The 22,105-nt window shown below is 66.9% G+C and carries 22 protein-coding genes and 2 tRNA genes; 7 read left to right on the top strand and 17 right to left on the bottom strand.

The window, feature by feature from the left end; translation table 11 throughout:
- Positions 1-14: 14 nt before the first annotated feature.
- Positions 15-512 (top strand): pyridoxamine 5'-phosphate oxidase family protein, encoded by a 498-nt coding sequence (locus AC5Y4C_RS05145; RefSeq protein WP_499963190.1) that lies wholly within the window; start codon positions 15-17, stop codon positions 510-512.
- 41 nt (positions 513-553) lie between these two features.
- On the opposite strand, the gene AC5Y4C_RS05140 is transcribed toward AC5Y4C_RS05145, so the two are convergent.
- The 6 genes from AC5Y4C_RS05140 to AC5Y4C_RS05115 form a co-directional block, all read right to left on the bottom strand.
- Positions 554-1,096, bottom strand: a complete 543-nt coding sequence (locus AC5Y4C_RS05140) for a DUF222 domain-containing protein (protein ID WP_499963253.1) — start codon at positions 1,094-1,096, stop codon at positions 554-556.
- Between the two features lie 74 nt (positions 1,097-1,170).
- Positions 1,171-1,392 (bottom strand): hypothetical protein, encoded by a 222-nt coding sequence (locus tag AC5Y4C_RS05135; RefSeq protein WP_499963192.1) that lies wholly within the window; start codon positions 1,390-1,392, stop codon positions 1,171-1,173.
- A 127-nt stretch (positions 1,393-1,519) separates the two neighbouring features.
- Positions 1,520-1,592: transfer RNA gene (locus AC5Y4C_RS05130), tRNA-Glu, on the bottom strand.
- 61 nt (positions 1,593-1,653) lie between these two features.
- Positions 1,654-1,725 (bottom strand) — tRNA-Gln (locus AC5Y4C_RS05125).
- Between the two features lie 96 nt (positions 1,726-1,821).
- Entirely contained in the window at positions 1,822-3,312 is a 1,491-nt protein-coding gene (gltX, locus tag AC5Y4C_RS05120; RefSeq protein WP_499963255.1) for a glutamate--tRNA ligase, read from the bottom strand.
- A 5-nt stretch (positions 3,313-3,317) separates the two neighbouring features.
- A complete protein-coding gene (locus AC5Y4C_RS05115) occupies positions 3,318-4,097 on the bottom strand; it encodes a fumarylacetoacetate hydrolase family protein (protein WP_499963194.1) in 780 nt (259 codons plus the stop codon).
- Positions 4,098-4,175: 78 nt separating this feature from the next.
- Between AC5Y4C_RS05115 and AC5Y4C_RS05110 the strand changes: the two genes are divergently transcribed.
- A complete protein-coding gene (locus AC5Y4C_RS05110) occupies positions 4,176-5,408 on the top strand; it encodes an MFS transporter (protein ID WP_499963196.1) in 1,233 nt (410 codons plus the stop codon).
- A gap of 5 nt (positions 5,409-5,413) precedes the next feature.
- On the opposite strand, the gene AC5Y4C_RS05105 is transcribed toward AC5Y4C_RS05110, so the two are convergent.
- Both AC5Y4C_RS05105 and serA read right to left on the bottom strand, forming a co-directional pair.
- Positions 5,414-6,424 carry a 3-isopropylmalate dehydrogenase gene (locus tag AC5Y4C_RS05105; protein ID WP_499908006.1) on the bottom strand — a complete coding sequence of 337 codons (1,011 nt, stop codon included), beginning with the start codon at positions 6,422-6,424 and terminating at the stop codon, positions 5,414-5,416.
- The gene (gene serA, locus AC5Y4C_RS05100; protein ID WP_499914179.1) at positions 6,421-8,007 is read right to left on the bottom strand and encodes a phosphoglycerate dehydrogenase; all 1,587 of its coding nucleotides are present in this window, start codon (positions 8,005-8,007) and stop codon (positions 6,421-6,423) included. Before serA ends, AC5Y4C_RS05105 begins: the two co-directional genes overlap by 4 nt.
- 30 nt (positions 8,008-8,037) lie before the next feature.
- Here serA and AC5Y4C_RS05095 point away from each other — a divergent pair, with 30 nt between their 5' ends.
- Positions 8,038-9,486 (top strand): phytoene desaturase family protein, encoded by a 1,449-nt coding sequence (locus AC5Y4C_RS05095; protein WP_499963198.1) that lies wholly within the window; start codon positions 8,038-8,040, stop codon positions 9,484-9,486.
- 27 nt (positions 9,487-9,513) lie between these two features.
- Here AC5Y4C_RS05095 and ilvC read toward each other — a convergent pair whose 3' ends face one another.
- From ilvC to AC5Y4C_RS05080, 3 genes are read right to left on the bottom strand one after another with little or no spacing between them, the layout of a single operon-like run.
- Positions 9,514-10,515, bottom strand: coding sequence for a ketol-acid reductoisomerase (gene ilvC / locus AC5Y4C_RS05090; RefSeq protein WP_499914189.1), 1,002 nt, complete (start codon positions 10,513-10,515; stop codon positions 9,514-9,516).
- 40 nt (positions 10,516-10,555) lie between these two features.
- Entirely contained in the window at positions 10,556-11,059 is a 504-nt protein-coding gene (gene ilvN / locus AC5Y4C_RS05085) for an acetolactate synthase small subunit (protein WP_499908003.1), read from the bottom strand.
- Entirely contained in the window at positions 11,059-12,909 is a 1,851-nt protein-coding gene (locus AC5Y4C_RS05080; protein ID WP_499963200.1) for an acetolactate synthase large subunit, read from the bottom strand. Before AC5Y4C_RS05080 ends, ilvN begins: the two co-directional genes overlap by 1 nt.
- A gap of 222 nt (positions 12,910-13,131) precedes the next feature.
- On the opposite strand from AC5Y4C_RS05080, the gene AC5Y4C_RS05075 reads away from it, so the two are divergent.
- Entirely contained in the window at positions 13,132-13,536 is a 405-nt protein-coding gene (locus tag AC5Y4C_RS05075) for a PH domain-containing protein (RefSeq protein ID WP_499908001.1), read from the top strand.
- A 9-nt stretch (positions 13,537-13,545) separates the two neighbouring features.
- Here AC5Y4C_RS05075 and AC5Y4C_RS05070 read toward each other — a convergent pair whose 3' ends face one another.
- Positions 13,546-14,406 (bottom strand): DoxX family protein, encoded by an 861-nt coding sequence (locus tag AC5Y4C_RS05070; protein WP_499914173.1) that lies wholly within the window; start codon positions 14,404-14,406, stop codon positions 13,546-13,548.
- A 146-nt stretch (positions 14,407-14,552) separates the two neighbouring features.
- On the opposite strand from AC5Y4C_RS05070, the gene AC5Y4C_RS05065 reads away from it, so the two are divergent.
- Positions 14,553-15,674 carry a PQQ-dependent sugar dehydrogenase gene (locus tag AC5Y4C_RS05065; RefSeq protein WP_499963202.1) on the top strand — a complete coding sequence of 374 codons (1,122 nt, stop codon included), beginning with the start codon at positions 14,553-14,555 and terminating at the stop codon, positions 15,672-15,674.
- Here the strand turns inward: AC5Y4C_RS05065 and gatB are convergent.
- Both gatB and AC5Y4C_RS05055 read right to left on the bottom strand, forming a co-directional pair.
- Entirely contained in the window at positions 15,671-17,173 is a 1,503-nt protein-coding gene (gene gatB / locus AC5Y4C_RS05060) for an Asp-tRNA(Asn)/Glu-tRNA(Gln) amidotransferase subunit GatB (protein ID WP_499914169.1), read from the bottom strand. The two genes, AC5Y4C_RS05065 and gatB, sit on opposite strands and share 4 nt — an antisense overlap.
- A gap of 24 nt (positions 17,174-17,197) precedes the next feature.
- Positions 17,198-17,671, bottom strand: a complete 474-nt coding sequence (locus tag AC5Y4C_RS05055; protein WP_499963204.1) for a MarR family winged helix-turn-helix transcriptional regulator — start codon at positions 17,669-17,671, stop codon at positions 17,198-17,200.
- A 74-nt stretch (positions 17,672-17,745) separates the two neighbouring features.
- On the opposite strand from AC5Y4C_RS05055, the gene AC5Y4C_RS05050 reads away from it, so the two are divergent.
- Positions 17,746-18,441 carry an NAD(P)-dependent oxidoreductase gene (locus AC5Y4C_RS05050; protein WP_499963206.1) on the top strand — a complete coding sequence of 232 codons (696 nt, stop codon included), beginning with the start codon at positions 17,746-17,748 and terminating at the stop codon, positions 18,439-18,441.
- Between the two features lie 22 nt (positions 18,442-18,463).
- On the opposite strand, the gene AC5Y4C_RS05045 is transcribed toward AC5Y4C_RS05050, so the two are convergent.
- The 3 genes from AC5Y4C_RS05045 to gatC form a co-directional block, all read right to left on the bottom strand.
- Positions 18,464-19,495: an ATP-dependent 6-phosphofructokinase gene (locus AC5Y4C_RS05045; protein ID WP_499907995.1), complete on the bottom strand. Its 1,032-nt coding sequence runs from the start codon at positions 19,493-19,495 to the stop codon at positions 18,464-18,466.
- A gap of 98 nt (positions 19,496-19,593) precedes the next feature.
- Entirely contained in the window at positions 19,594-21,075 is a 1,482-nt protein-coding gene (gene gatA, locus AC5Y4C_RS05040; RefSeq protein ID WP_499963208.1) for an Asp-tRNA(Asn)/Glu-tRNA(Gln) amidotransferase subunit GatA, read from the bottom strand.
- Positions 21,072-21,374, bottom strand: a complete 303-nt coding sequence (gene gatC, locus AC5Y4C_RS05035; protein ID WP_499907993.1) for an Asp-tRNA(Asn)/Glu-tRNA(Gln) amidotransferase subunit GatC — start codon at positions 21,372-21,374, stop codon at positions 21,072-21,074. Before gatC ends, gatA begins: the two co-directional genes overlap by 4 nt.
- 71 nt (positions 21,375-21,445) lie before the next feature.
- Between gatC and AC5Y4C_RS05030 the strand changes: the two genes are divergently transcribed.
- Entirely contained in the window at positions 21,446-22,105 is a 660-nt protein-coding gene (locus AC5Y4C_RS05030; protein ID WP_499907992.1) for an ACT domain-containing protein, read from the top strand.

The raw sequence follows: 22,105 nt of genomic DNA, 5'->3' as shown, positions 1-22,105 counted from the left end.
ACAGACTGACCGCCATGGGCACTAACCAACGGGCGCAGATTGTGATGTCGCAGGCCGAGATCGACGAGTTCGTCGCCAAGAGCCGTAGTGGAACGCTGGCCACCATCGGACGCGACGGACAACCGCACCTGACGGCGATGTGGTACGGCGTCGTCGACGGCGAGATCTGGTTCGAGACGAAAGCCAAGTCGCAGAAGGCTGTCAATGTGCGCCGCGATCCCCGCATCACGTTTTTGTTGGAGGACGGCGACACGTACGACACGCTGCGTGGCGTGTCGTTCGAAGGCACCGGCGAAATCGTCGACGATCCGGACGCGATCTTCCGCGTCGGCGTCAGTGTCTGGGAACGCTACACCGGCCCGTACACCGACGAGGCGAAGCCGGCGGTGGACATGATGATGAAAAAGCGAATCGCAATTCGGTTGGCTGTCAAGCGCGTTCGCTCATGGGATCACCGGAAGCTGGGGATGCCTCCAATGCCGCTGGCCGGATCGACGGCACCGAACGCGTAGCAGTCAATCGTCGGCTCTGATCTCGGATCGCGATTTCACGCCTACGGATCGTCATCGTTTTCTCCTTCGAGATAGCGAAGGGGATGAAAGTAATTGTTGGTGACGGGTTTTCGGCGCAGGTGTGGCGGGGGCGTCCATTCGACGATGCCGTTGTCGTTGAGGTGGGCGCTCCAGCCTTCGTCGTGGAGCCTGTGGTCGGTGTGTGCGCCGAGCTTGGCGATCACCGCATCCAACGTTGCACGCAATTGCGGATCAGCGACGAGCGTGCCCCTGGTCATCCCGTCGCATCGTTGTGGCCCCCACCGGAAGCCGCGCTTGCGGGCGCGGTCGGCTTCGGAGAAATGGCCGTCGGGGTTTGTCAGCGCCGCCATCCGCTCCGCTGCCTTTTGCAACTGATCGGGCCGCAAGTCGGCGGCCATCGCCCCCAACATGGCCTCGTCATGTTCTCGCGCCTCGGCCGGAGAGGCGCCCGGCAACTCGTGAAAGAACTGACGGATCACCGCCAGATGCTCTTGACCGATCGTCCCTGCCCGCACCTGGCCTGCGGTGGTGAGCCAGCGCGGCGCGAGCCGCTCACCGGTGATCGTGCGCCGATGCCCCCACCTGTGCGGCTTCGGCGATCATCCGCCGCGCCGCCGAGGGCCGGATTCTGAGCCGGTCAGCCAGCGGCCCGCGCCAGCGGCCCGCCTATATCGGACGGCACAGCGCGCTGGTTGATCAGTTCGTACTGAGGTGCCGAGCACTTGCGGATGATTGTCGTGAGCCGCTCCATGACCGCCACACAGTCGAGCTCCGGCAACGCGTCGAACGACAGCCCCGCCAATGCGTCGGCCGCGGCCTCCAGCCGGTCCAACGCCGCAACCACCGTATTCGAACACATGAGCGAATGTTATCGCTTCAGTCCGACTACTTGTCCCCAACCGAAATGACCTGCGGCGAAGAACGATTCGGAGCAGCGGAAATGTCAGATGGTCATGCTATGGCCGCTGACGGCAACGCCGCATTTGTAGCCCCGATGGGATTCGAACCCACGCTACCGCCGTGAGAGGGCGGCGTCCTAGGCCGCTAGACGACGGGGCCGTGAACAAACCGGGTTGCCAGCATAACCGACGCACCGACGCGGACACTAATCCGCGACGCGCTGGGGTACCAGGACTCGAACCTAGAACGGCTGAACCAGAATCAGCTGTGTTGCCAATTACACCATACCCCAATGGTGGCCATCATCGCTGGTCAGCGCCCTAATAGACGAAGCCGACCGGCAATTACGGGCCGACGTGCAGGTTATCAAACATCTGAGCTCGCCCTCTCATTCCCCGGCACTGGCCACGAGGCCCCGGGCGTCGCGCAACCGCTCGAGGCTGCGCTCACGCCCTAACAGCACCAGCGACTCGAACAGCGGCGGGCTGATCGTCGAGCCGGTCACCGCCACCCTGATCGGCCCGAACGCCTTCCGCGGCTTGAGGCCTAGACCGTCGATCAGCGCGCCCTTCAGCGCGGCCTCGACGGCGTCCACCGACCACTCCCCGACCGCATCGAGCGCAGGCACCGCCGCGTCCAGCACCGGGCCCGCCTGCGGGCCGAGCTCCTTGGCAGCCGCCTTCTCGTCGATGACGTAGGCGTCGTCGTTCAAGAACTTCAGCAATCCCCACGCGTCCCCCAGCACGACAATGCGGGTCTGCACCAGTCGCGCTGCCTCACCGAACTGCTCGTCGGTCAGCCCGAGTGCGTATCCGCGCTCGGCGAAGAAACGGCGCAGCCGCGCTGTGAAATCCTCCGGATCGAGCAGCCGGATGTGCTCAGCGTTGATCGCGTCGGCCTTCTTCTGGTCGAACCGGGCAGGGTTAGCGTTGACGTCGGCGACGTCGAACGCGGACACCATCTCGGCGAGCGTGAACACGTCGCGGTCCGGCGCAATCGACCAGCCCAGCAGCGCAAGGTAATTCAGCAGGCCTTCCGGAATGAAGCCACGCTCGCGGTGCGCGAACAGGTTGGACTGCGGGTCGCGCTTGGACAACTTCTTCGTGCCCTCGCCGAGAACCGTTGGCAGGTGACCGAGTTCGGGCAGACGATCTGCGACGCCGATCCGCATCAGCGCCTGGTACAACGCAATCTGGCGCGGGGTGGACGGCATCAGGTCCTCCCCCCGCAGTATATGGGTGATCTTCATCAGTGCGTCGTCGACCGGATTGACCAGCGTGTACAGCGGTTCTCCGTTGCCCCGGGTCAACGCGAAGTCCGGGATACTTCCTGCGGCATAGGACATTTCACCGCGCACCAGGTCGTGCCAGCCGAGCTCGGTGTCGGGCATGCGCAACCGCACCACCGGGCGCCGACCCTCTGCGCGGTACGCCGCGCGCTGGGCCTCCGTCAAGTCGCGGTCGTAATTGTCGTATCCCAGTTTGGGATTGCGCCCAGCAGCCACATGTCGCGCCTCGACCTCCTCGGGGGTCGAGAAAGCCTCGTATGCCTCCCCCGTCTCGAGCAGCCGGTGCAGGACGTCGCGGTAGACCTCGAGCCGCTCGGACTGCCGGTACGGGCCATACGGGCCGCCAACTTCCGGCCCTTCGTCCCAATCCAAACCGAGCCACCGCAGCGCCTCGAGCAGCGCCAGGTAACTCTCCTCGCTGTCGCGCTGGGCATCGGTGTCCTCGATGCGAAACACGAACACCCCGCCGCAGTGGCGCGCATAAGCCCAGTTGAACAGTGCGGTGCGGATAAGCCCCACATGCGGCACCCCGGTTGGCGACGGACAGAAACGCACCCGGGTCGATGAACCGCTTCCGCGAAGAGCATCCATGTCGCTCATGACTTCCCCTTGCGCACAACGGGATTCGTCAATGTCCCGATGCTTTCGACTGTCACGCTGACCGTGTCGCCGTGTTCGATCGGCCCCACACCGTCGGGCGTTCCGGTCAAAATCAGGTCACCGGGCAGCAAAGTCATCACTGCCGACACCCATTCGATGATCGCCCCGACGTCGTGAATCATCAACGACGTGCGGCTGTCTTGGCGGACCTCACCGTTCACCTCGGTACGGATCGCCAGATCTGACGGGTCGACATCCGTAGCGATCCACGGCCCGACCGGACAAAACGTGTCATGGCCTTTGGCGCGCGTCCACTGTCCGTCTTTGCGCTGTTGGTCGCGCGCAGTCACGTCGTTGGCGACGGTGTACCCGAGGATGTTCTCGGCGGCCCGAGCGGCGGGAACGTCCTTGCACGGCCGCCCGATCACGGCGGCCAGCTCACCTTCGAAGTGCACCGGATCCGCGTTCGCCGGCAGCTGGATCGGCACATTCGGTCCGATGATCGCCGTATTGGGCTTCATGAAGATGATCGGGTCGTCGACCTGCCCGCCGCCCATCTCCTCGATGTGCGCCGCATAGTTCTTCCCGATGCAGACCACCTTGCTGGCCAAGATCGGCGCCAGCAGTCGCACGTCCGCCAGCGGCCACTGCCGGCCGGTGAACGTCGGCGTGCCGAACGGGTGCTCGGCGATTTCACGTGCCACCGCGTCGTCGTCGTGCCCTTCGATCGCGGCGAACGCGACGCCGTCCGGGCTGGCTATTCGACCAAGGCGCATTCCGAACAGCCTAACGGCGGGTGAGCATGCGCTGCGCAGGCCTCTGGTTCCCACATAGTAAGAACCTAATTCAACATCATGGGACATCGGTGCGACGATAGGCCGGTGAGCACCCACTCGATCGGCACCGCACGACGCTGGACGATGCTCGCAATCGCGTTGTCGTCGACCATGTTCGCCAACGTGTTCATCAACGGCGTCGCATTCCTCATCCCGACGTTGCACGAACGTCGCGGACTCGACCTCGCCGACGCCGGATTGCTGTCCGCGATGCCCAGCATCGGCATGGTGGTCACGCTGATCGCGTGGGGGTACGCGGTCGACCGCCTCGGTGAGCGACTGGTCCTCACAGTCGGTTCGGCCTTGACGGCCGCCGCCTCGTTCGCCGCAGCCGCATCGCACGGGCTGGTACTCACGGGCGTTTTCCTGTTGCTAGGCGGAATGGCGGCGGCGAGTAGCAACTCTGCCAGTGGCCGACTGGTGGTCGGCTGGTTCCCCGCTGAGCAGCGCGGCCTCGCCATGGGCATCCGGCAAACCGCACAGCCGCTCGGTGTTGCGTTGGGTGCACTGGTGATTCCGCGGCTTGCGCATGGCCACGGCATCGGTGCGGCCCTGCTTTTTCCCGCGGTCGTGTGCGCGCTCTCGGCGGTGGTCAGCGCCGTGGGCGTGCTGGACCCACCGCGCCCCCCGCGCGAGGACGCGGCCCAGCGCGACCTGGCCAACCCCTACCGGGACTCCTCGGTCCTGTGGCGCATCCACGCGGTCTCGGTGCTTCTTGTGGTGCCGCAGGTGGTGGTGTGGACCTTCACGCTGGTGTGGCTGATGACCGACCGTGGCTGGTCGGCGGGCGCGGCAGGCGTGCTGGTCACGGCCGCGCAGGTGCTCGGCGCTGCTGGCCGGATCGCGGCGGGCCGCTGGTCGGACCGAGTGGGATCGCGGCTTCGGCCCATCCGCTCGATCGCTGTCGGCGCGGCGGCCGCGATGGCGGCGCTGGCCCTCACCGACCACCTGAGATCTCCGCTAGCGGTCGCCGTGATGATCGTCGCCTCGGTGATCACGGTCAGCGACAACGGCCTGGCGTTCACCGCGATCGCCGAGATTGCCGGTCCGTTTTGGAGCGGCCGCGCGCTCGGCACCCAGAACACCAGCCAGTTGCTGACGGCAGGCATCGCGCCACCTCTGTTCGGCGGCCTGATCAGCGCTGCCGGCTATCCCCTTGCCTTCGCAGTGTGCGCGATCTTTCCGTTGATTGCGCTGCCCCTGGTTCCGGTGAAGACGGCGTCGACGGCACTGCCCGAAGCCAACGGCTGACCCTCCTACAGCAGCGCCAGAATGCGCTCGCCGATCTCCGTCGTGGAGAACGTCGCGTCGCCGCGGCTGGCCAAATGCCCCTCGACCGCTTTGTCCACGCGCGCAGCAGCATCCGGTTCGCCGACGTGGTCGAGTAGCAGCGCGATCGACATCACTGCGGCGGTCGGGTCGGCGAGCCCCTTGCCGGCGATGTCGGGGGCGCTGCCGTGCACCGGTTCGAACATCGACGGGTTCTTGCGCGTGGCGTCGATGTTGCCACTGGCCGCTAGACCGATGCCGCCACACACAGCGGCCGCCAAATCGGTGATGATGTCGCCGAACAGGTTGTCGGTCACGATCACGTCGAACCGACCGGGATCGGTGACGAGGTGGATCGTCGCGGAATCGACGTGCTGATAGGCCACTTCGACGTCGGGATACTCCTGCCCGATCTCCTGCACCGTCCGCCACCACAAATCGCCGGCGAACGTCAGCACGTTGTTCTTGTGCACCAGAGTGAGTTGTTTGCGGCGGCCCGCGGCCCGCGCGAAAGCGTCCTGGACCACCCTGCGCACACCGTAAGCGGTGTTGACGCTCACCTCCGTGGCGATCTCGTGCGGGGTCCCGACCCGAATCGCCCCGCCCGTGCCGGTGTAGGGCCCTTCGGTACCCTCGCGGACCACCACGAAATCGATGTCCGGCTTGCTGGCCAGCGGACTGCTCACACCGGGGTACAGCCGTGCGGGGCGCAGATTGATGTGGTGGTCCAGGGCGAAGCGGATCTTGAGCAGCAGCCCCCGTTCGAGCACACCGCTGGGTACCGACGGATCGCCGATGGCGCCCAACAGGATTGCGTCGTGACCGCGCAACTCGTCGAGCACCGATTCCGGCAGCACCTCACCTGTTTCGTGGTATCGCCGAGCGCCGAGGTCGTAGTGCGTTTTCTCGACATCGGGAACCACGGCGTCGAGCACTTTGACGGCCTCGCCGATGACCTCCGGCCCGATCCCGTCGCCGGCAATGATCGCCAGCCTCACGAGAGGTCCACCACCTCAAGCAGATTCGCGCCGACGGCCGGCGCGATCGACGACAGCACCTCGTCGGGCGGGCGCCGGTCGAGGCGCAGCAGGATCGTCGCGCCCGGACCTTCTGCGTCTTCCGACAGCTGCGCCGCCTGGATGTTGACGTTCGCCTCACCCAGCAGCGTGCCGATCCGCCCCAGCGCTCCGGGCCGGTCGATGTAGTTGATGATCAAGTTCACGCCCTCTGCCCGCAGATCGAAGTTGCGGCCGTTGATCTGGACGATCTTCTCCACCAGCTGCGGACCCGACAGGGTTCCGGCGACGTTGACCACAGAACCGTCGGCGGTGACCGCACGCACGTCCACGACGCTGCGGTGGTTGGGGCTTTCCGGTGCGGTGCTGATGCTTGCTTCCACGCCGCGCTCGGCCGCCAGCGCCGGGGCGTTCACGAACGTCACCGGATCCTCGATCACCGCGGAGAAGAGGCCGCGCAATGCCGAAAGCCGAAGCACCCCAACGTCTTCGGAGGCAAGCTCACCGCGCACCTGAACCGATACCGACGCCGGCAGTTCGGGCGACAACGCCGCGACCAGCAGTCCCAGCTTGCGCACCAGGTCCAGCCACGGCGCGACTTCGTCGCTGACCACGCCGCCGCCGACGTTCACGGCATCGGGCACGAATTCGCCTGCAAGCGCGAGCTTCACGCTCCTGGCGACGTCGGTGCCGGCGCGGTCCTGCGCCTCGACCGTCGACGCACCGAGGTGGGGCGTGACGACGACCTGCGGCAGCTCGAACAGCGGGCTGTCGGTGCACGGCTCTTTCGCGAAGACGTCGAGCCCGGCGCCGCGAACATGTCCGCTCGCGATGGCTTCGGCCAATGCCTGTTCGTCGACCAGCCCACCGCGCGCGGCGTTGACGATGATCACGCCCGGCTTCGTCTTCGCCAGCGCCTCCTTACCGATCAGCCCCGCCGTCTCAGGGGTTTTCGGAAGATGCACCGAAATGAAGTCCGCCACCCCCAACAGCTCGTCGAGGGTCAACAAGTCGATACCCAGCTGAGCGGCCAGCGCGTGCGACACGTACGGGTCGTAAGCCACCACCTTGGTGCCGAACGCTGCGAGGCGCTGAGCGACGAGCTGGCCGATGCGGCCGAGTCCCACCACGCCGACCGTCTTACCGAAGACCTCCGTGCCGTTGAACGACGAGCGCTTCCAGGTGTGTTCGCGCAGCGAGGCGTCGGCTGCCGGGATCTGCCGGGCGGCCGCCAGCAGCAGCGCGATCGCATGCTCGGCGGCGCTGTGGATGTTCGACGTCGGCGCGTTGACGACGAGGATGCCGCGCGCGGTGGCGGCTTCGACGTCGACGTTGTCCAGGCCGACTCCGGCACGCGCGACGATCTTGAGCTTGGTGCCGGCATTGAGTACCTCGGCGTCGACCGTGGTGGCCGAACGCACCAGCAGTGCGTCGGCCTCGGGGATGGCGGCCAGCAGCTTCTCCCGGTTGGGTCCGTCGACCCAGCGGACCTCGACCTCGTCGCCCAGCGCGGCGACAGTCGATTCGGCGAGTTTGTCGGCGATCAACACAACAGGCAGGCTCACTCGGCCAGCCTAATAGGGTCTACTTGGCGGGTGGACGTCACCGTGGTGGGCAGTGGCCCCAATGGGTTGGCAGCAGCTGTCGTCTGTGCACGCGCAGGGCTGTCGGTGCAGGTACTGGAGGCGCAACCGACGCTCGGAGGCGGCGCCCGCACGCTCGTCGACCCCGACTACCCTGGCGTCTCCCACGACGTCTGCTCGGCGGTGCATCCGCTGGCGCTGGGGTCACCGTTCTTCGCGCAATTCGACCTGACCGCTCGGGGCGTGAAGCTGGAAGTGCCGGAAATCTCGTACGCGAACCCGTTCGTCGGCCGGCCCGCTGCGATCGCCTACCGCGATCTCGACCGCACCGCCGAAGGGCTCGACGACGGCAAGTCGTGGCGGCGGCTGCTGGAACCGCTGGTGCGCCGAGCCGACAGGGTGGTCGAGTTCCTGCTCGGCGACAAGCGGTCGCTGCCCGCGGATCCGCTGACGCTGCTGCGGCTCGGGCTGCGAATGGCGTGGCAAGGTACTTCCGCATGGAACGCTACCTTCGCCGGCCGCGATGCCGAGGCGTTGTTCACTGGCGTTGCCGCACATACGATTTCCCCTCTGCCGTCGATCACATCGGCGGCCGCCGGGATGCTGCTCGCCAGCCTCGGCCACTCGGTGGGCTGGCCGATACCGGTCGGCGGCAGCCAAGCGATCGCCGACGCGTTGATCGCTGATCTGCGGGAGCACGGCGGGGTGCTGACGACCGATACCGAGGTGACCGAGCCGCCAGAGGGCGTGGTGCTGTTCGACACGGCACCCACCGCGCTGCTGAGAATCTACGGTTCGCGGCTGCCGTCGCGGTACGCAAAGAGCTTGCGGCAGTACCGTTTCGGGTCGGGTGTGGCCAAGGTCGACTTCGTCCTGTCCGACGACGTGCCGTGGTCGGACCCGAGGCTTGCATCTGCGGTCACCTTTCACCTCGGCGGCGACCGAACCGACATGGCCTACGCCGAGGCGCAAGTGGCCGCCGGCCGGCATGCCGAGCGGCCGATGGTGCTCGCAGCGCTACCGCACGTGGTTGATCCGTCGCGCATCGACGACGCCGGCCAACGGCCGTTCTGGACCTACGCGCATGTGCCGGCAGGCTCGACGGTGGACCAAACCGAGGCCGTCACCGCGGTCGTCGAGAGTTTCGCACCGGGGTTCCGCGACGTCGTCGTCGCCGCCCGCAGCGTGCCTGCCGCGCGGATGGTCGCCCACAACGCGAACTACGTCGGCGGCGACATCGCCGTCGGCGGTAATGACGCGTGGCGGGCGCTCGCCGGGCCGGTGGCGCGGCTGAACCCTTGGGCCACACCGCTTCCCGGTGTGTACCTGTGCTCCTCGGCGACGCCGCCGGGCGCCGGGGTGCACGGGATGTCGGGCTATTACGCGGCCCGCACGGCGCTGCGCCGCGAGTTCGGCATCAAGGCGATTTCGGTGCGCTTACCGGCGCTCAACGCACGCTAGCGCACCGAAATCCACAACGCACACCGCCTATGCGGTGTCCGTCAGCGGCCGGTCCACCCAGCTCATCAGCGCGCGCAGCTTCTTACCCGTGACCTCGATGGGGTGCTCGGCATTGCGCTTGCGCAGTTCCTCGAGCTCCTTGTTGCCGCCCTCGACGTTGGCGACCAGCTTCTTGACGAACGTGCCGTCCTGAATCTCGGCCAGTATCTGCTTCATTCGCTCCTTGGTGGCCGCGTCGATGATCCGCGGGCCCGACAGGTACCCGCCGAATTCGGCGGTGTCGGACACCGAGTAGTTCATCCGCGCGATACCGCCCTCGTACATCAGGTCGACGATCAGCTTCAGCTCGTGCAGCACCTCGAAGTACGCCAGCTCGGGTGCATACCCCGCCTCGACCATCACGTCGAAGCCGGTCTTCACCAGTTCCTCGGTGCCGCCGCACAACACCGCCTGCTCACCGAACAGGTCGGTCTCGGTCTCGTCCTTGAACGTCGTCTTGATGACGCCCGCGCGGGTACCGCCGATGCCTTTCGCGTACGACAGCGCAAGAGCCAGACCTTCGCCCTTCGGATCCTGTTCCACCGCAACCAAACACGGCACACCTTTGCCGTCGACGAACTGGCGGCGCACCAGGTGGCCCGGCCCCTTGGGCGCCACCATGCCGACGGTCACGTTCGCGGGCGGCTTGATCAGCCCGAAGTGGATGTTCAGGCCGTGCCCGAAGAACAGCGCATTGCCGTCTTCGAGATGTGGCTCGATGTCGCTGGAAAAGATGTCCGCCTGCGCGGTGTCGGGCGCCAACAGCATGATCACGTCGGCCCACTTGGCCACCTCAGCCGGAGAGCCGACCTCCAGACCCTGCTCGGCCACCTTCTCCCGCGATTTAGAGCCTTCGCGCAGACCTACTTTCACCTCGACGCCCGAATCGCGCAGGCTCAGCGAGTGCGCGTGTCCCTGGCTGCCATAGCCGATGACGCCAACCTTGCGGCCCTGGATGATCGACAGGTCGGCGTCGTCGTCGTAGAACATCTCAACTGCCATCAGTGCAATTTCTCTTTCTGTTTTCTGCTTACCGCTGGGTGATGCTGCGCGGACCACGGGTCATGGAGACCACACCGGACTGGACGATCTCCCGGATGCCGTACGGCTCGAGCACGCGCAGCAGCGCGTCGAGCTTTTCCTGCGTGCCGGTGCATTCGATGATCAACGACTCGGTCGATACGTCGATCACCTTGGCGCGGAACAGGTTCACCGCCTCGATGACCTGACTACGCGTGCCCGCATCGGCGCGCACCTTGATCATGGCCAGCTCGCGGTCGACCGAGTTCGCGGGATCCTGCTCGACCACCTTGATGACGTTGATCAGCTTGTGAACCTGCTTGCTCACCTGCTCGATCGTCATGTCCTCGACGGCCACGACGATCGTCATCCGCGACAGGTTCTTCTGCTCGGTGGCGCCGACGGCCAGCGACTGAATGTTGAAGCCACGCCGCGAAAACAGCGATGCGACGCGCGCCAGAACGCCGGGTTTGTCTTCGACGAGCACGCTCAGCGTGTGCGTGGAGATGGCCACTAGACCAGATCCTCCTCGTCGAACAGCGGCCTGATGCCCCGTGCCGCTTGGATTTCGTCGTTGCTGGTGCCGGCCGCGACCATGGGCCACACCTGGGCGTCGGCACCGACGATGAAGTCGATCACCACCGGCCGGTCGTTGATCGCACGCGCCTGCTGGATCACGTCGGCCACGTCTTCTTCACGCTCGCACCGCAATCCGACACAACCCAGTGCCTCGGCCAGCTTCACGAAATCGGGGATGCGGTGCGAGTGGGTGGCCAAATCCGTTTGGCTGTAACGCTCGTCGTAGAACAGCGTCTGCCACTGGCGCACCATGCCCAGGTTGCCGTTGTTGATGATGGCGACCTTGATCGGCGCGCCTTCGATAGCACAGGTGGCCAGCTCCTGATTGGTCATCTGGAAGCATCCGTCGCCGTCGATCGCCCAGACCTCGGCGTCCGGGCGTGCCAGTTTGGCGCCCATCGCCGCGGGGATGGCGTAGCCCATGGTGCCGAGGCCACCGGAGTTGATCCAGGTGCGCGGCTTCTCATAAGAGATGAACTGAGCGGCCCACATCTGGTGCTGCCCCACGCCGGCCACGTACACGGCGTCGGGTCCGGCGATCTTGCCCAGCGTCTGGATCACGTATTCGGGGCTCAGGCTGCCGTCGCTCTGCGGACCGTAGCTGAGAGGATACGTGCGTTGCACACCCTGCAGGTACGTCCACCAATCGTGGATATCGCCGCGGTGGCCCAGCTTGCGCAACGCCTCGGTGAGCTCGATGATGACCGCCTTGACGTCACCGACGATCGGCACGTCGGCGTTGCGATTCTTGCCGATCTCGGCCGGGTCGATGTCAGCGTGTATCACCTTGGCCTCCGGCGCGAACGACGACAGCTTGCCGGTGACGCGGTCGTCGAAGCGGGCGCCGAGCCCGATGATCAGGTCACTGCGCTGCAGACCCGCCACTGCGGCCACGGTGCCGTGCATACCCGGCATGCCCAGGTGCTGAGGATGGCTGTCCGGGAACGCGCCACGCGCCATCAGCGTGGTGACCACCGGGATGCCGGTCAGCTCCGCCAGCTCCCGCAGTTCGGCGCTGGCGTCGCCGCGGATCACACCGCCGCCGACGTACAGGACCGGTTTGCGAGCAGCCGCGATCAGCTTGGCCGCCTGCCGGATCTGCTTGGCGTGCGGTCTGGTGGTCGGCCTGTAGCCGGGCAGCTCCATCGCCGGCGGCCAGCTGAACGTGCACTGGCCCTGCAGTACGTCTTTCGGGATGTCGACAAGCACCACGCCCGGACGGCCCGACGACGCGATGTGGAACGCCTCGGCGATCACGCGCGGGATGTCGTCGCCATTGTTGACCAGGTAGTTGTGCTTGGTGATCGGCATCGTGATGCCCGAGATGTCCGCCTCCTGGAAGGCGTCCGTGCCGATCATCGACCGCCCGACCTGACCGGTGATCGCCACGACGGGAATGGAGTCCATCTGCGCGTCGGCGATCGGCGTGACCAGGTTGGTGGCGCCAGGGCCGGAGGTGGCCATGCACACACCGACACGTCCGGTCGCGTGGGCATAGCCGCTGGCGGCGTGGCCGGCACCCTGCTCGTGGCGCACCAGCACGTGGCGCAGCTTGCGCGAATCGAACAGTGGGTCGTACACGGGAAGCACTGCGCCGCCGGGGATTCCGAAGATCACGTCGACGCCCAGCTCCTCGAGAGAGCGCACAACCGCTTGGGCTCCCGTGAGTTGTTGCGGCGCAACTCTTTTCGTAGTGGCGGCACGATGGCCCGCCGTGTCAGCCCCGCCGTTGGGCGGATGCTCGGCCGCGGACCACTGCTGCGGTCGCGTGGTGGGTGCGCTCACGATGTCCTCTTCAGTCCTGTTGAATTCGACGATGGGCAAGAAAAAACCCCCGTCAGCGTCAGCTGCTGCGAGGGTTGCGCGTCGGTGGATGCTCGCTATAACCGGCTATGCACAGACGCGCCGACCAATTACTACGAGCAATCCATGGGCCTGCATAGCCTCTGACGTTAGCTTCCGCACTGGTCAACCGTCAAATTCCACCGCTGGTGCGATGATGGCGCAATGAGCACCGACGACCCTGACCACCGCGCCCCCGTCGTGCTGCGGCTTTCGCCGATGGCACATGTGGCCTCTGCTTTCGCCGCGGTGGGCTTGCTGGCCGTGGTGCTCGCCGTGCCGTTGACCGCGCCGCTGCTGGCCCTCCCGGTGCTCGCGTCGGTGATGATCGTGCGGCTGCGCACGGTGGCCGATGCACAGACGGTCACGGCCCGCACGCTTGTGGGCTCGCGCACGGTGTCGTGGTCGGACGTCAAGGGGCTGCGCTTCGTCAAGGGCGCCTGGGCACGGGCCGAGCTGACCTCGGGCGAGCAGTTGCGGCTGCCCGCCGTCACGTTCTCCACGCTGCCGCTGCTAGCGCAGGTCAGCGGCGGGCGGGTGCCGAACCCGTACGGGCCAGTCGCGGGCTGACAGAGCGGGTCAGGTGAGCGGGTTGCTGCCGTTGAGCAGGATCCAGGTGCCCACTCCCACGCCGATCCCGAGGATCAGCGCCCCCAGTGACCCGAGGAACGGCCGGCGCGCCCAGCCACGGCTGGCATCCAGTCCGTAACGGCCCGGACCGGCCAGGATGACCGCCGCCGTCGTCGCGATGAGAAGCAGCTGATACTCGTTGCCGTCGGGCAGGAAGAACCCGATGTAGCCGGCGTCGTACTGCATCGCGACGCTGGCCGCTAGTCCGTTGACCAGATACGCCAGTGCGGCAGCTCCGGCCAACGGCGTGAACAAGCCGAGAATCAGCAGCATCCCCGCGGTCAACTGCGTGCCCGCCGCCAGGTACGTGAGCAGACCGGCGTGCTGGTATCCCATGTCGCTCAGCGAGTTCCTGAAGCCGTCGAGGCCCTGACCGCCCCACAGACCGAACGCTTTCTGCAGTCCGTGCGCGATCAGGATCGCCCCGATCGCTGCCCGCAACAGCAGCAGGCCCAGGTCTTGGGTGCCGCGCCGGCGGGCCGCCGCCACGCGCGGGTCGACGTCGTCGTCGAACTCCGTTGCCGACGGCACCACACCGTGCCGGCCTGACCCGTCAGGGTCGACGTACGGCAACGGTTCCGGGTCGGCGAGCAGCTGAAGTCCGGACGGAACCGAATCGACGGAGTTGTAGTGCGGGATCGTGGTGGTTTCGAAGTCGCCACCGTATGTGGCTGACGGCAGGTCGTCCTCGGGGTCGACCAAGCGTGCCGAAGCGGGGCGCGAGGGCTGCGACGAGCCGCTTGCGCGAAGAGCGGACGCCTGCGACGCATTGTCCGGCCGTTGCCATGCGCGCGAGTCATGCGGGTGCATTGGGCCAGGGTAAGGGCAAGTAACCGCCGATCCGTGGATTGGTGCCGGGCCGTCACCGCACCTTTACCAGTCCGATGCCTGCGAGGGTTCCGCGGGAAGGGTGTCGGCGTGGCGGGCCCGACCCAGCTGTCCGTAACCTGGCGGGCATGCGGATGCGCGGACCGGTGCGAGCGGTACTGGCGACGACGCTTGCCGCCGCTCTGGTAGTCAGCGGTTGCGCCCGGTTCGACGACGCCGCGTCGCAGCCGTTCACCACCGAACCCAAGTTGGTGGCGCCGCCCACCAGCAGCCCGCCGCCGCCTCCCCCGCTGCCGGACAACCCGTTCCCCAAGCAGTGCCCCGCGCCCGGCGTCATGCAAGGCTGCCTGGAATCCACCAGCGGGCTGATCATGTTGCCGGACAGCAAGTCGGCGCTGGTGGCCGAGCGCACCACCGGCGCGGTCAAAGAGGTGTCCGTGAACGCCGAGCCGAAGGTCAAAGTCGTGCTCCCGGTCGACGGATCCGGTGACGGCGGCCTGATGGACATCGTGTTGTCGCCGACCTACGCACAAGACCGACTGATGTACGCGTACGTCAGCACCCCCACCGACAACCGCGTCATCCGGATCGCCGACGGTGACGTGCCCAAGGACATCCTCACCGGAATTCCCAAGGGCGCCAGCGGAAACACCGGTGCGCTGATCTTCACCAGCCCCACGACGCTGGTGGTGCTCACCGGTGATGCCGGCAATCCGGCACTGGCCGCCGATCCGAATTCGCTTGCGGGCAAGCTGATTCGGATCGAGCAGCCGACCACCGTCAACCAGGCTCCGATCACCACCGCGATGTCCAACATGGGGTCGGCCGGCGGACTCTGCACCGACCCGACCGACGGGTCGCTCTACGTCACCGACCGCACGCCGACCGCAGACCGGTTGCAGCGCATCACGGCCGACTCGAAGACGTCGACGGTGTGGACGTGGCCTGACAAGCCGGGCGTGGCGGGGTGTGCGGCACTTGCGGGCACGATCCTGGTGAACCTCGTCAACGCCAAACAGACCGTCGCGGTGCGGATGGCGCCCGAATCCGGTGCGGTCACCGGCGAGCCGGAGGTATTGCGCCAAGACGAGCACGGGCACGCCTGGGCGCTGGCCGTGTCGCCGGACGGCAACATCTGGGGTGCGACCGTGAACAAGACGTTCGGCGACGCGATGAAGCTCGACGACGTGGTGTTCCCGTTGTTCAAGACAGGCGGCGGCTTCCCGCGGCCGAAGGACGACCTGGTCTAGCTGCAGGCGGCGAGCACCAGCTCGCGCACCCGGGCCGCGTCGGCCTGGCCTTTCGTGGCCTTCATCACCGCACCGACGATCGCGCCGGCCGCTTGCACCTTGCCGCCGCGAATCTTCTCGACCACGTCAGGGTTGGCGGCCAGCGCCTCGTCGACCGCGGCCTGCAGCGCCGAGTCGTCGCGCACCAGCTCCAGCCCGCGCGCTTTCATCACCTGCTCGGGTTCGCCCTCGCCGGCCAGCACACCTTCGACGACCTGACGGGCCAGCTTGTTCGACAGCTTGCCGTCGTCGACGAGCTTCACCACGTCGGCCACCTGCGCCGGCGTGATCGGCAACGCGTCGAGCGGAATGTTCGCCTCGTTGGCCTTCTGCACCAGGAAGTTGCCCCACCACGCCCGGGCCGACTCGCTGGACGCGCCGTGCTCGACCGTTGCGGCGACGAGCTCGACGGCGCCGGCGTTGACCAGGTCACGCATCACCTCGTCGGAGATACCCCACTCCTGCTGAATCCGCTTGCGCCGCAACCACGGAAGCTCGGGCAGCGTATCCCTCAGCTTCGCCACCAGTTCTGCGCTGGGTGCGACCGGCTCGAGGTCCGGCTCCGGGAAATACCGGTAGTCCTCAGCGGATTCCTTGCTGCGGCCCGGTGAGGTGTAGCCGTCTTCGTGGAAGTGCCGTGTCTCCTGGTGCACGCGTCCGCCGGCGGTCAGGATCGCGGCCTGCCGGCGCATCTCGTAGCGAACCGCCACTTCGACGCTCTTGAGCGAATTGACGTTCTTCGTTTCGGTGCGAGTACCGAATTCTGCTGCGCCCCTTGGCATCAAGGAGACGTTGGCATCGCAGCGCAGTGAACCCTGGTCCATCCGGACATCGGAAACGCCTAACGCGCGCAACAAATCTCGCAGGGCCGTGACGTAGGCCCGCGCGATCTCCGGTGCCCGCTCACCGGCGCCGACGATCGGCTTGGTGACGATCTCGATCAGCGGCACACCGGCACGGTTGAAATCCAGCAGCGACTGCGTGGCGCCGGCGATGCGTCCAGTCTCGCTGCCCAGATGGGTCAGCTTGCCGGTGTCTTCTTCCATATGCGCGCGTTCGATGCCGACCCGGAAGGTGGTGCCGTCGTCCAGCGGCACGTCGAGATAGCCGTCGACCGCGATCGGCTCGTCGTACTGGGAGATCTGGTAGTTCTTCGGCATGTCCGGATAGAAGTAGTTCTTCCGCGCGAAGCGGCACCAATCCACGATGTGGCAGTTCAGCGCAAGGCCGATCCGGATCGCCGACTCCACCGCCGCCTCGTTGAGCACCGGCAGCGCGCCAGGCATGCCGAGGCACACCGGGCACACCTGAGTGTTGGGTTCCGCGCCGAACGCGGTGGGGCAGCCGCAGAACATCTTGGTGACAGTGGACAGCTCGACGTGCACCTCGAGTCCGAGCACCGGCTCGTAGCGCGCCACGACCTCGTCATAGTCGAGCAGGTCGGGAGCGGCGACAGTCATGTGGCCGAGTCTAGTTGGGTGCGCTCACCCGAGTTTGGGGTGCACACCCGGGATGAGTCCGGCCGCGGCCGACATTTTCTGCAGGTGACGCAGCACGGTCTTGCGTTCTGCGGCGGTCAGCGTCGCAGTGATCTCGTCCTCCTGCGCGCGGCCCTGCGCATCGAGCGAAGGCAGCAGCTCGCGGGCCTTGCCGGTCAGGGTGACGGCGAATGCCCGCCGATCCGCCGGATGGGGCATGCGCTTGACCAGCCCTTGGCGCTCCAGGTCGTCGATGACGCTCACCATCACGTTGCGATGGATGCCGAGCCGGGTCGACAGCTCGCGCTGCGACTGCCCGTTATCGGCGTTCAGTGACATCAACACCGCGTAGGTGCGCGGTCGAACCCCGAACGGTTCCAGTCGGCGGACGAAGTCTTCGGCGAGGTAGACACCGAGCTGTGACAGCAGGAAGGGGATCCGCTGGTGCAGCTCGGAGATGCCGGTCGAGGGCTCGCTCATGTACGAACGCTAGCACCCTCGATGATTATCATTTAGAGTGATAATCACTATTAGTGACTATCTAAGGAGGCGGCGTGAAGATCGTCATCTTCGGCGCCAATGGTCAGACGGGACGGCTACTAACCCACCGCGTGCTCGACGGCGGTCACGCCGCCGTGGCAGTAACGCGTCACCCCGAGAAGTTTCCGATCACTGGCGCCGCGCTGACCGTCGCGGCCGCCGACGTACGCGATGGCGCCTCGATCATCGAGGTCATCGACGGCGCCGACGCCGTGTTATCCACCTTGGGCGTGCCGTTCAGCATGCGTCCCATAGACACGTATTCAGTGGGCGTGCGCAACATCATCGCTGCCATGAAGCAGAACGGACCGCGACGACTCGTCGTGGTCAGTTCGACAGGCGCACACCACTATCCGAACCGTATCGACGCCCCGTTTGCATTGCGGATGGTCGAGCCGATCATCAAGCGCACCATCGGCAAGAGCACCTACGACGACCAGCGCCGCATGGAAGACATCGTTCGCGAGAGCGGCCTGGACTGGACGATCGTGCGGCCATCGGGCCTGTTCGACACAGATGCGCCGACGAAATACATTGCGGGCGAACGGGAACCGGTTGGCGGCTTCACCGCCCGCATCGACCTCGCCGACTACATGACCAGGCTGGCAGGCGATGCCGGCACTGCCGGCAAGGCCGTCGTCATTTCGACCATCGAGAACACCCCGACAGTGTGGCAGATGATCCGCCGCGAAGCCTTCAAGCGCGAGTGACCTCGACGCGCAAGCTGAGAACCTAGCCGAAGAACGCCGCCGCATCGTCGTAGCGGCTCTGCGGCACCAGCTTGAGCTGCCGTGTCGCATCGGCCAACGGCACCCGCCCGATGTCCTGCCCGCGCAGCGACACCATCATCCCGTACTCGCCGGCGTGCGCGGCGTCGGCGGCGTTGACACCGAAGCGGGTGGCCAGCACGCGGTCGTACGCGGTGGGTGTGCCGCCGCGCTGCACGTGGCCGAGAACAGTCACCCGGACTTCCTTGTTGATGCGCTTGTTCACCTCGACCGCCAGCTGCGCGGCCACCCCAGTGAACTTCTCGTGGCCGAACTCGTCGATGCCGCCCTCCGCCAACTTCATCGAGCCCGCAGCCGGCTTGGCGCCCTCGGCGACCACACAGATGAAATGCGACTGGCCGCGCTGGAAGCGCCGCTTGACCAGCCGGCACACCTCTTCGACGTCGAACGGCTGCTCAGGGATCAGCGTCATGTGAGCGCCCGACGCCAGCCCGGCATTCAGCGCGATCCAGCCGGCGTGACGGCCCATCACCTCGACGAGCATGACCCGTTGATGTGACTCGGCGGTGGAATGCAGGCGGTCGATGGCCTCGGTGGCGACGGTCAAGGCGGTGTCGTGGCCGAATGTCACGTCGGTGCAGTCGATGTCGTTGTCGATGGTCTTGGGCACGCCGACGACGGGCACGTTCTCTTCGGACAGCCAGTGGGCGGCGGTCAGTGTGCCTTCACCGCCGATCGGGATCAACACGTCGATGCCGTTGTCGTCGAGCGTCTGCTTGATCTGGTCGAGCCCGGCGCGCAGCTTGTCCGGATGCACCCGCGCGGTGCCCAGCATGGTGCCGCCCTTGGCCAGCAGCCGGTCGTTGCGGTCGTCGTTGTGCAGCTGGACTCTGCGGTCCTCGAGCAGCCCGCGCCACCCGTCCAGGAAGCCGACCACCGAGGAGCCGTAGCGGGAGTCGCACGTGCGTACCACTGCGCGGATCACCGCGTTCAGGCCCGGACAGTCGCCGCCGCCGGTGAGGATTCCAATGCGCATGTGGCCCATCTTGCTACCTGCCCCGGGCCTGCGCGAGCAGACGCAGAATCGCACTACCGAGCGCGGGATTGTGTGATTTGGTGTCTGCTCGCCGAGCGTCAGATCGCGGTCGGCAGCGGGCCACGGGCGGCCTCGTAGGCGGCTGCGACCCGGTACAGCCGGTCGTCGGCCAACGCCGGCGCCATGATCTGAAGTCCCACCGGGAGCCCGTCGTCGGGCGACAAGCCCGACGGCACCGACATCCCCGCGTGTCCGGCCAGGTTCAGCGGCAGCGTGCAGAGGTCGAACAGGTACATCGCGAGCGGATCGTCGACCTTCTCCCCCAGCCGGAACGCCGTGGTGGGCGTGGTCGGCGACACCAGCACGTCGACGTTCTGGTACGCCGCATCCAAGTCGCGCGCGATCAGCGTGCGCACCTTCTGCGCCTGGTTGTAGTACGCGTCGTAATAGCCGGCCGACAGCGCGTAGGTGCCAATCATGATGCGCCGCTTGACTTCTGGGCCGAAGCCTGCCGCGCGTGTCAGCGCCATCACCTCTTCGGCGCTGCGCGTGCCGTCGTCGCCGACGCGCAAGCCGTAGCGCATGGCGTCGAAGCGGGCGAGGTTCGACGACACCTCCGACGGCAGGATCAGGTAGTACGCCGCGAGCGCGTGCTCGAAATGCGGGCACGACACCTCGCTGACCTCCGCGCCGAGCTTCGTCAGCTGCTCGACCGCCGCGTTGAACGACTCCAGCACGCCCGGTTGGTAGCCGTCACCACGCAGCTGGCTCACCACGCCGATGCGCACGCCGGTCAGATCGCCTGCCGCGCCTGCTCGCGCCGCGGCGACGACGTCGGGCACCTCGGCTTCTACCGACGTCGAATCTTTGTGGTCATGCCCGGCGATCACCGCGTGCAGCAGCGCGGTGTCCAGCACGGTGCGCGCGCACGGACCGCCCTGATCCAGCGACGACGCGCACGCCACCAATCCGTAGCGCGACACCGTGCCGTAGGTGGGCTTGGCGCCGACGGTCGCGGTCAGCGCCGCCGGCTGGCGGATGGAGCCACCGGTGTCGGTGCCGATCGCCAATGGCGCCTGGAACGCCGCCAGCGCCGCGGCACTGCCACCGCCCGAGCCGCCCGGCACGCGTTGGACGTCCCACGGGTTGCGTGTGGGACCGAACGCGGAGTTCTCGGTCGAACTGCCCATTGCGAATTCGTCCATGTTGGTCTTGCCGAGGATCGGAATGCCCGCCGCACGCAGCCGCTGCGTGACCGTCGCGTCGTATGGCGAGCGCCAGCCCTCGAGGATCTTCGAGCCGCATGTCGTTGGCATGTCGGTGGTGGTGAACACGTCCTTGAGCGCCAGCGGCACTCCGGCCAGCGCCGACGGCAGCGCCTCGCCTGCGGCCACCGCGGCGTCCACGCGGGCGGCTGCGGCCAGCGCCGCGTCGGCAGCAACGTGCAAAAACGCGTGGTAGCGGTCGTCGGTGGCCTCGATCTGGTCGAGGCAGGCCTGCGTCACCTCGACCGACGACACCTCACCGCTCGCGATCTTTTCGGCCAGCGTCGCAGCATCCAGACGAATCAGCTCGGTCACTGCGGCTCCCCCAGGATTCGCGGCACCGCGAACCGCCCGTCGACAGCCTCGGGCGCCTCGGCCAGCGCCTGCTCCTGAGTGAGGCACGGCTCGACGACGTCGGGGCGAGTGACGTTGACGTCCTTGAGCGGGTTGCCGGTGGGTTTGACGTCGGTGACGTCGACGCTTTGCACCTGGCTGACGTAGCCCAAGATCGCGTCGAGCTGCCCGGCGAAGCTGTCGAGCTCGGTGTCGGTCAGCGCAAGGCGCGCCAGTTTGGCCAGACGGGCCACCTCGTCGCGAGAAATCTGTTGAGCCACGTTCGGACAGCCTAGTCAGGCGCCCCTCACCCGGCCTGCTTGGCCGAGGCTGCTGTGCGACAGTGTTGGCCGTGCCTTCCTATCTGCTGCGAGTTTCGCTGGTCGACCGACCGGGCAGCCTCGGCTCCCTGGCTGTGGCGCTCGGCTCGGTGGGCGCCGACATCCTCTCCCTCGACGTGGTCGAGCGACTCTCCGGCCTGGCCATCGACGACCTCGTCGTCGACCTACCGCCCGGCGCCATGCCCGACACGCTGATCACCGCGGCAGAAGCGCTCAACGGCGTTCGCGTGGACAGCATCCGGCCGCACACTGGGCTGCTGGAGGCACACCGCGAACTGGAGCTGATCGATCACGTCGCGGCGGGACGGGACCGGCGCAGCAAGTTGCAGATCCTCGCCGACGAGGCGCCGCGAGTGCTGCGCGTCGGCTGGTGCACGGTGGTGCGGTTGCACGACCATGGCTTCGAGCGGATCGTCGGCAGTCCGAGCTCTCCTGAGACGGTCGCCGAGGAGGCGCCGTGGTTGCCGCTCGACCACCCGGCCGCGCTGGACGGCACCGCCGACTGGGTGCCGCGCGTATGGCGTGACATGGACACCACGTTGGCAGCTGCGCCGCTGGGCGATCCGAACTGCGCGGTGCTGCTGGGCCGTCCGGGCGGTCCGGATTTCCGGCCGTCGGAGGTGGCCCGGCTGGGTTATCTGGCCGGCATCGTCGCGACGATCCTGCGCTAG

It is taken from the genome of Mycobacterium sp. NGS35, from assembly GCF_059812855.1.
The sequence above is the reverse complement of the archived record's forward strand: the minus strand, read 5'-3'. Positions and strand labels throughout refer to the sequence as shown.

Coding starts and splice junctions, on each gene's coding strand:
- AC5Y4C_RS05145 (WP_499963190.1), top strand. CDS start 15: ATGGGCACTAACCAACGGGCGCAGATTGTGATGTCGCAGGCCGAGATC.
- AC5Y4C_RS05135 (WP_499963192.1), bottom strand. CDS start 1,392: ATGTGTTCGAATACGGTGGTTGCGGCGTTGGACCGGCTGGAGGCCGCG.
- gltX (WP_499963255.1), bottom strand. CDS start 3,312: ATGGATGCTCTTCGCGGAAGCGGTTCATCGACCCGGGTGCGTTTCTGT.
- AC5Y4C_RS05115 (WP_499963194.1), bottom strand. CDS start 4,097: ATGCGCCTTGGTCGAATAGCCAGCCCGGACGGCGTCGCGTTCGCCGCG.
- AC5Y4C_RS05110 (WP_499963196.1), top strand. CDS start 4,176: ATGGGACATCGGTGCGACGATAGGCCGGTGAGCACCCACTCGATCGGC.
- ilvC (WP_499914189.1), bottom strand. CDS start 10,515: ATGTTCTACGACGACGACGCCGACCTGTCGATCATCCAGGGCCGCAAG.
- AC5Y4C_RS05075 (WP_499908001.1), top strand. CDS start 13,132: ATGAGCACCGACGACCCTGACCACCGCGCCCCCGTCGTGCTGCGGCTT.
- AC5Y4C_RS05070 (WP_499914173.1), bottom strand. CDS start 14,406: ATGCACCCGCATGACTCGCGCGCATGGCAACGGCCGGACAATGCGTCG.
- AC5Y4C_RS05065 (WP_499963202.1), top strand. CDS start 14,553: ATGCGGATGCGCGGACCGGTGCGAGCGGTACTGGCGACGACGCTTGCC.
- gatB (WP_499914169.1), bottom strand. CDS start 17,173: ATGACTGTCGCCGCTCCCGACCTGCTCGACTATGACGAGGTCGTGGCG.
- AC5Y4C_RS05055 (WP_499963204.1), bottom strand. CDS start 17,671: ATGAGCGAGCCCTCGACCGGCATCTCCGAGCTGCACCAGCGGATCCCC.
- AC5Y4C_RS05045 (WP_499907995.1), bottom strand. CDS start 19,495: ATGCGCATTGGAATCCTCACCGGCGGCGGCGACTGTCCGGGCCTGAAC.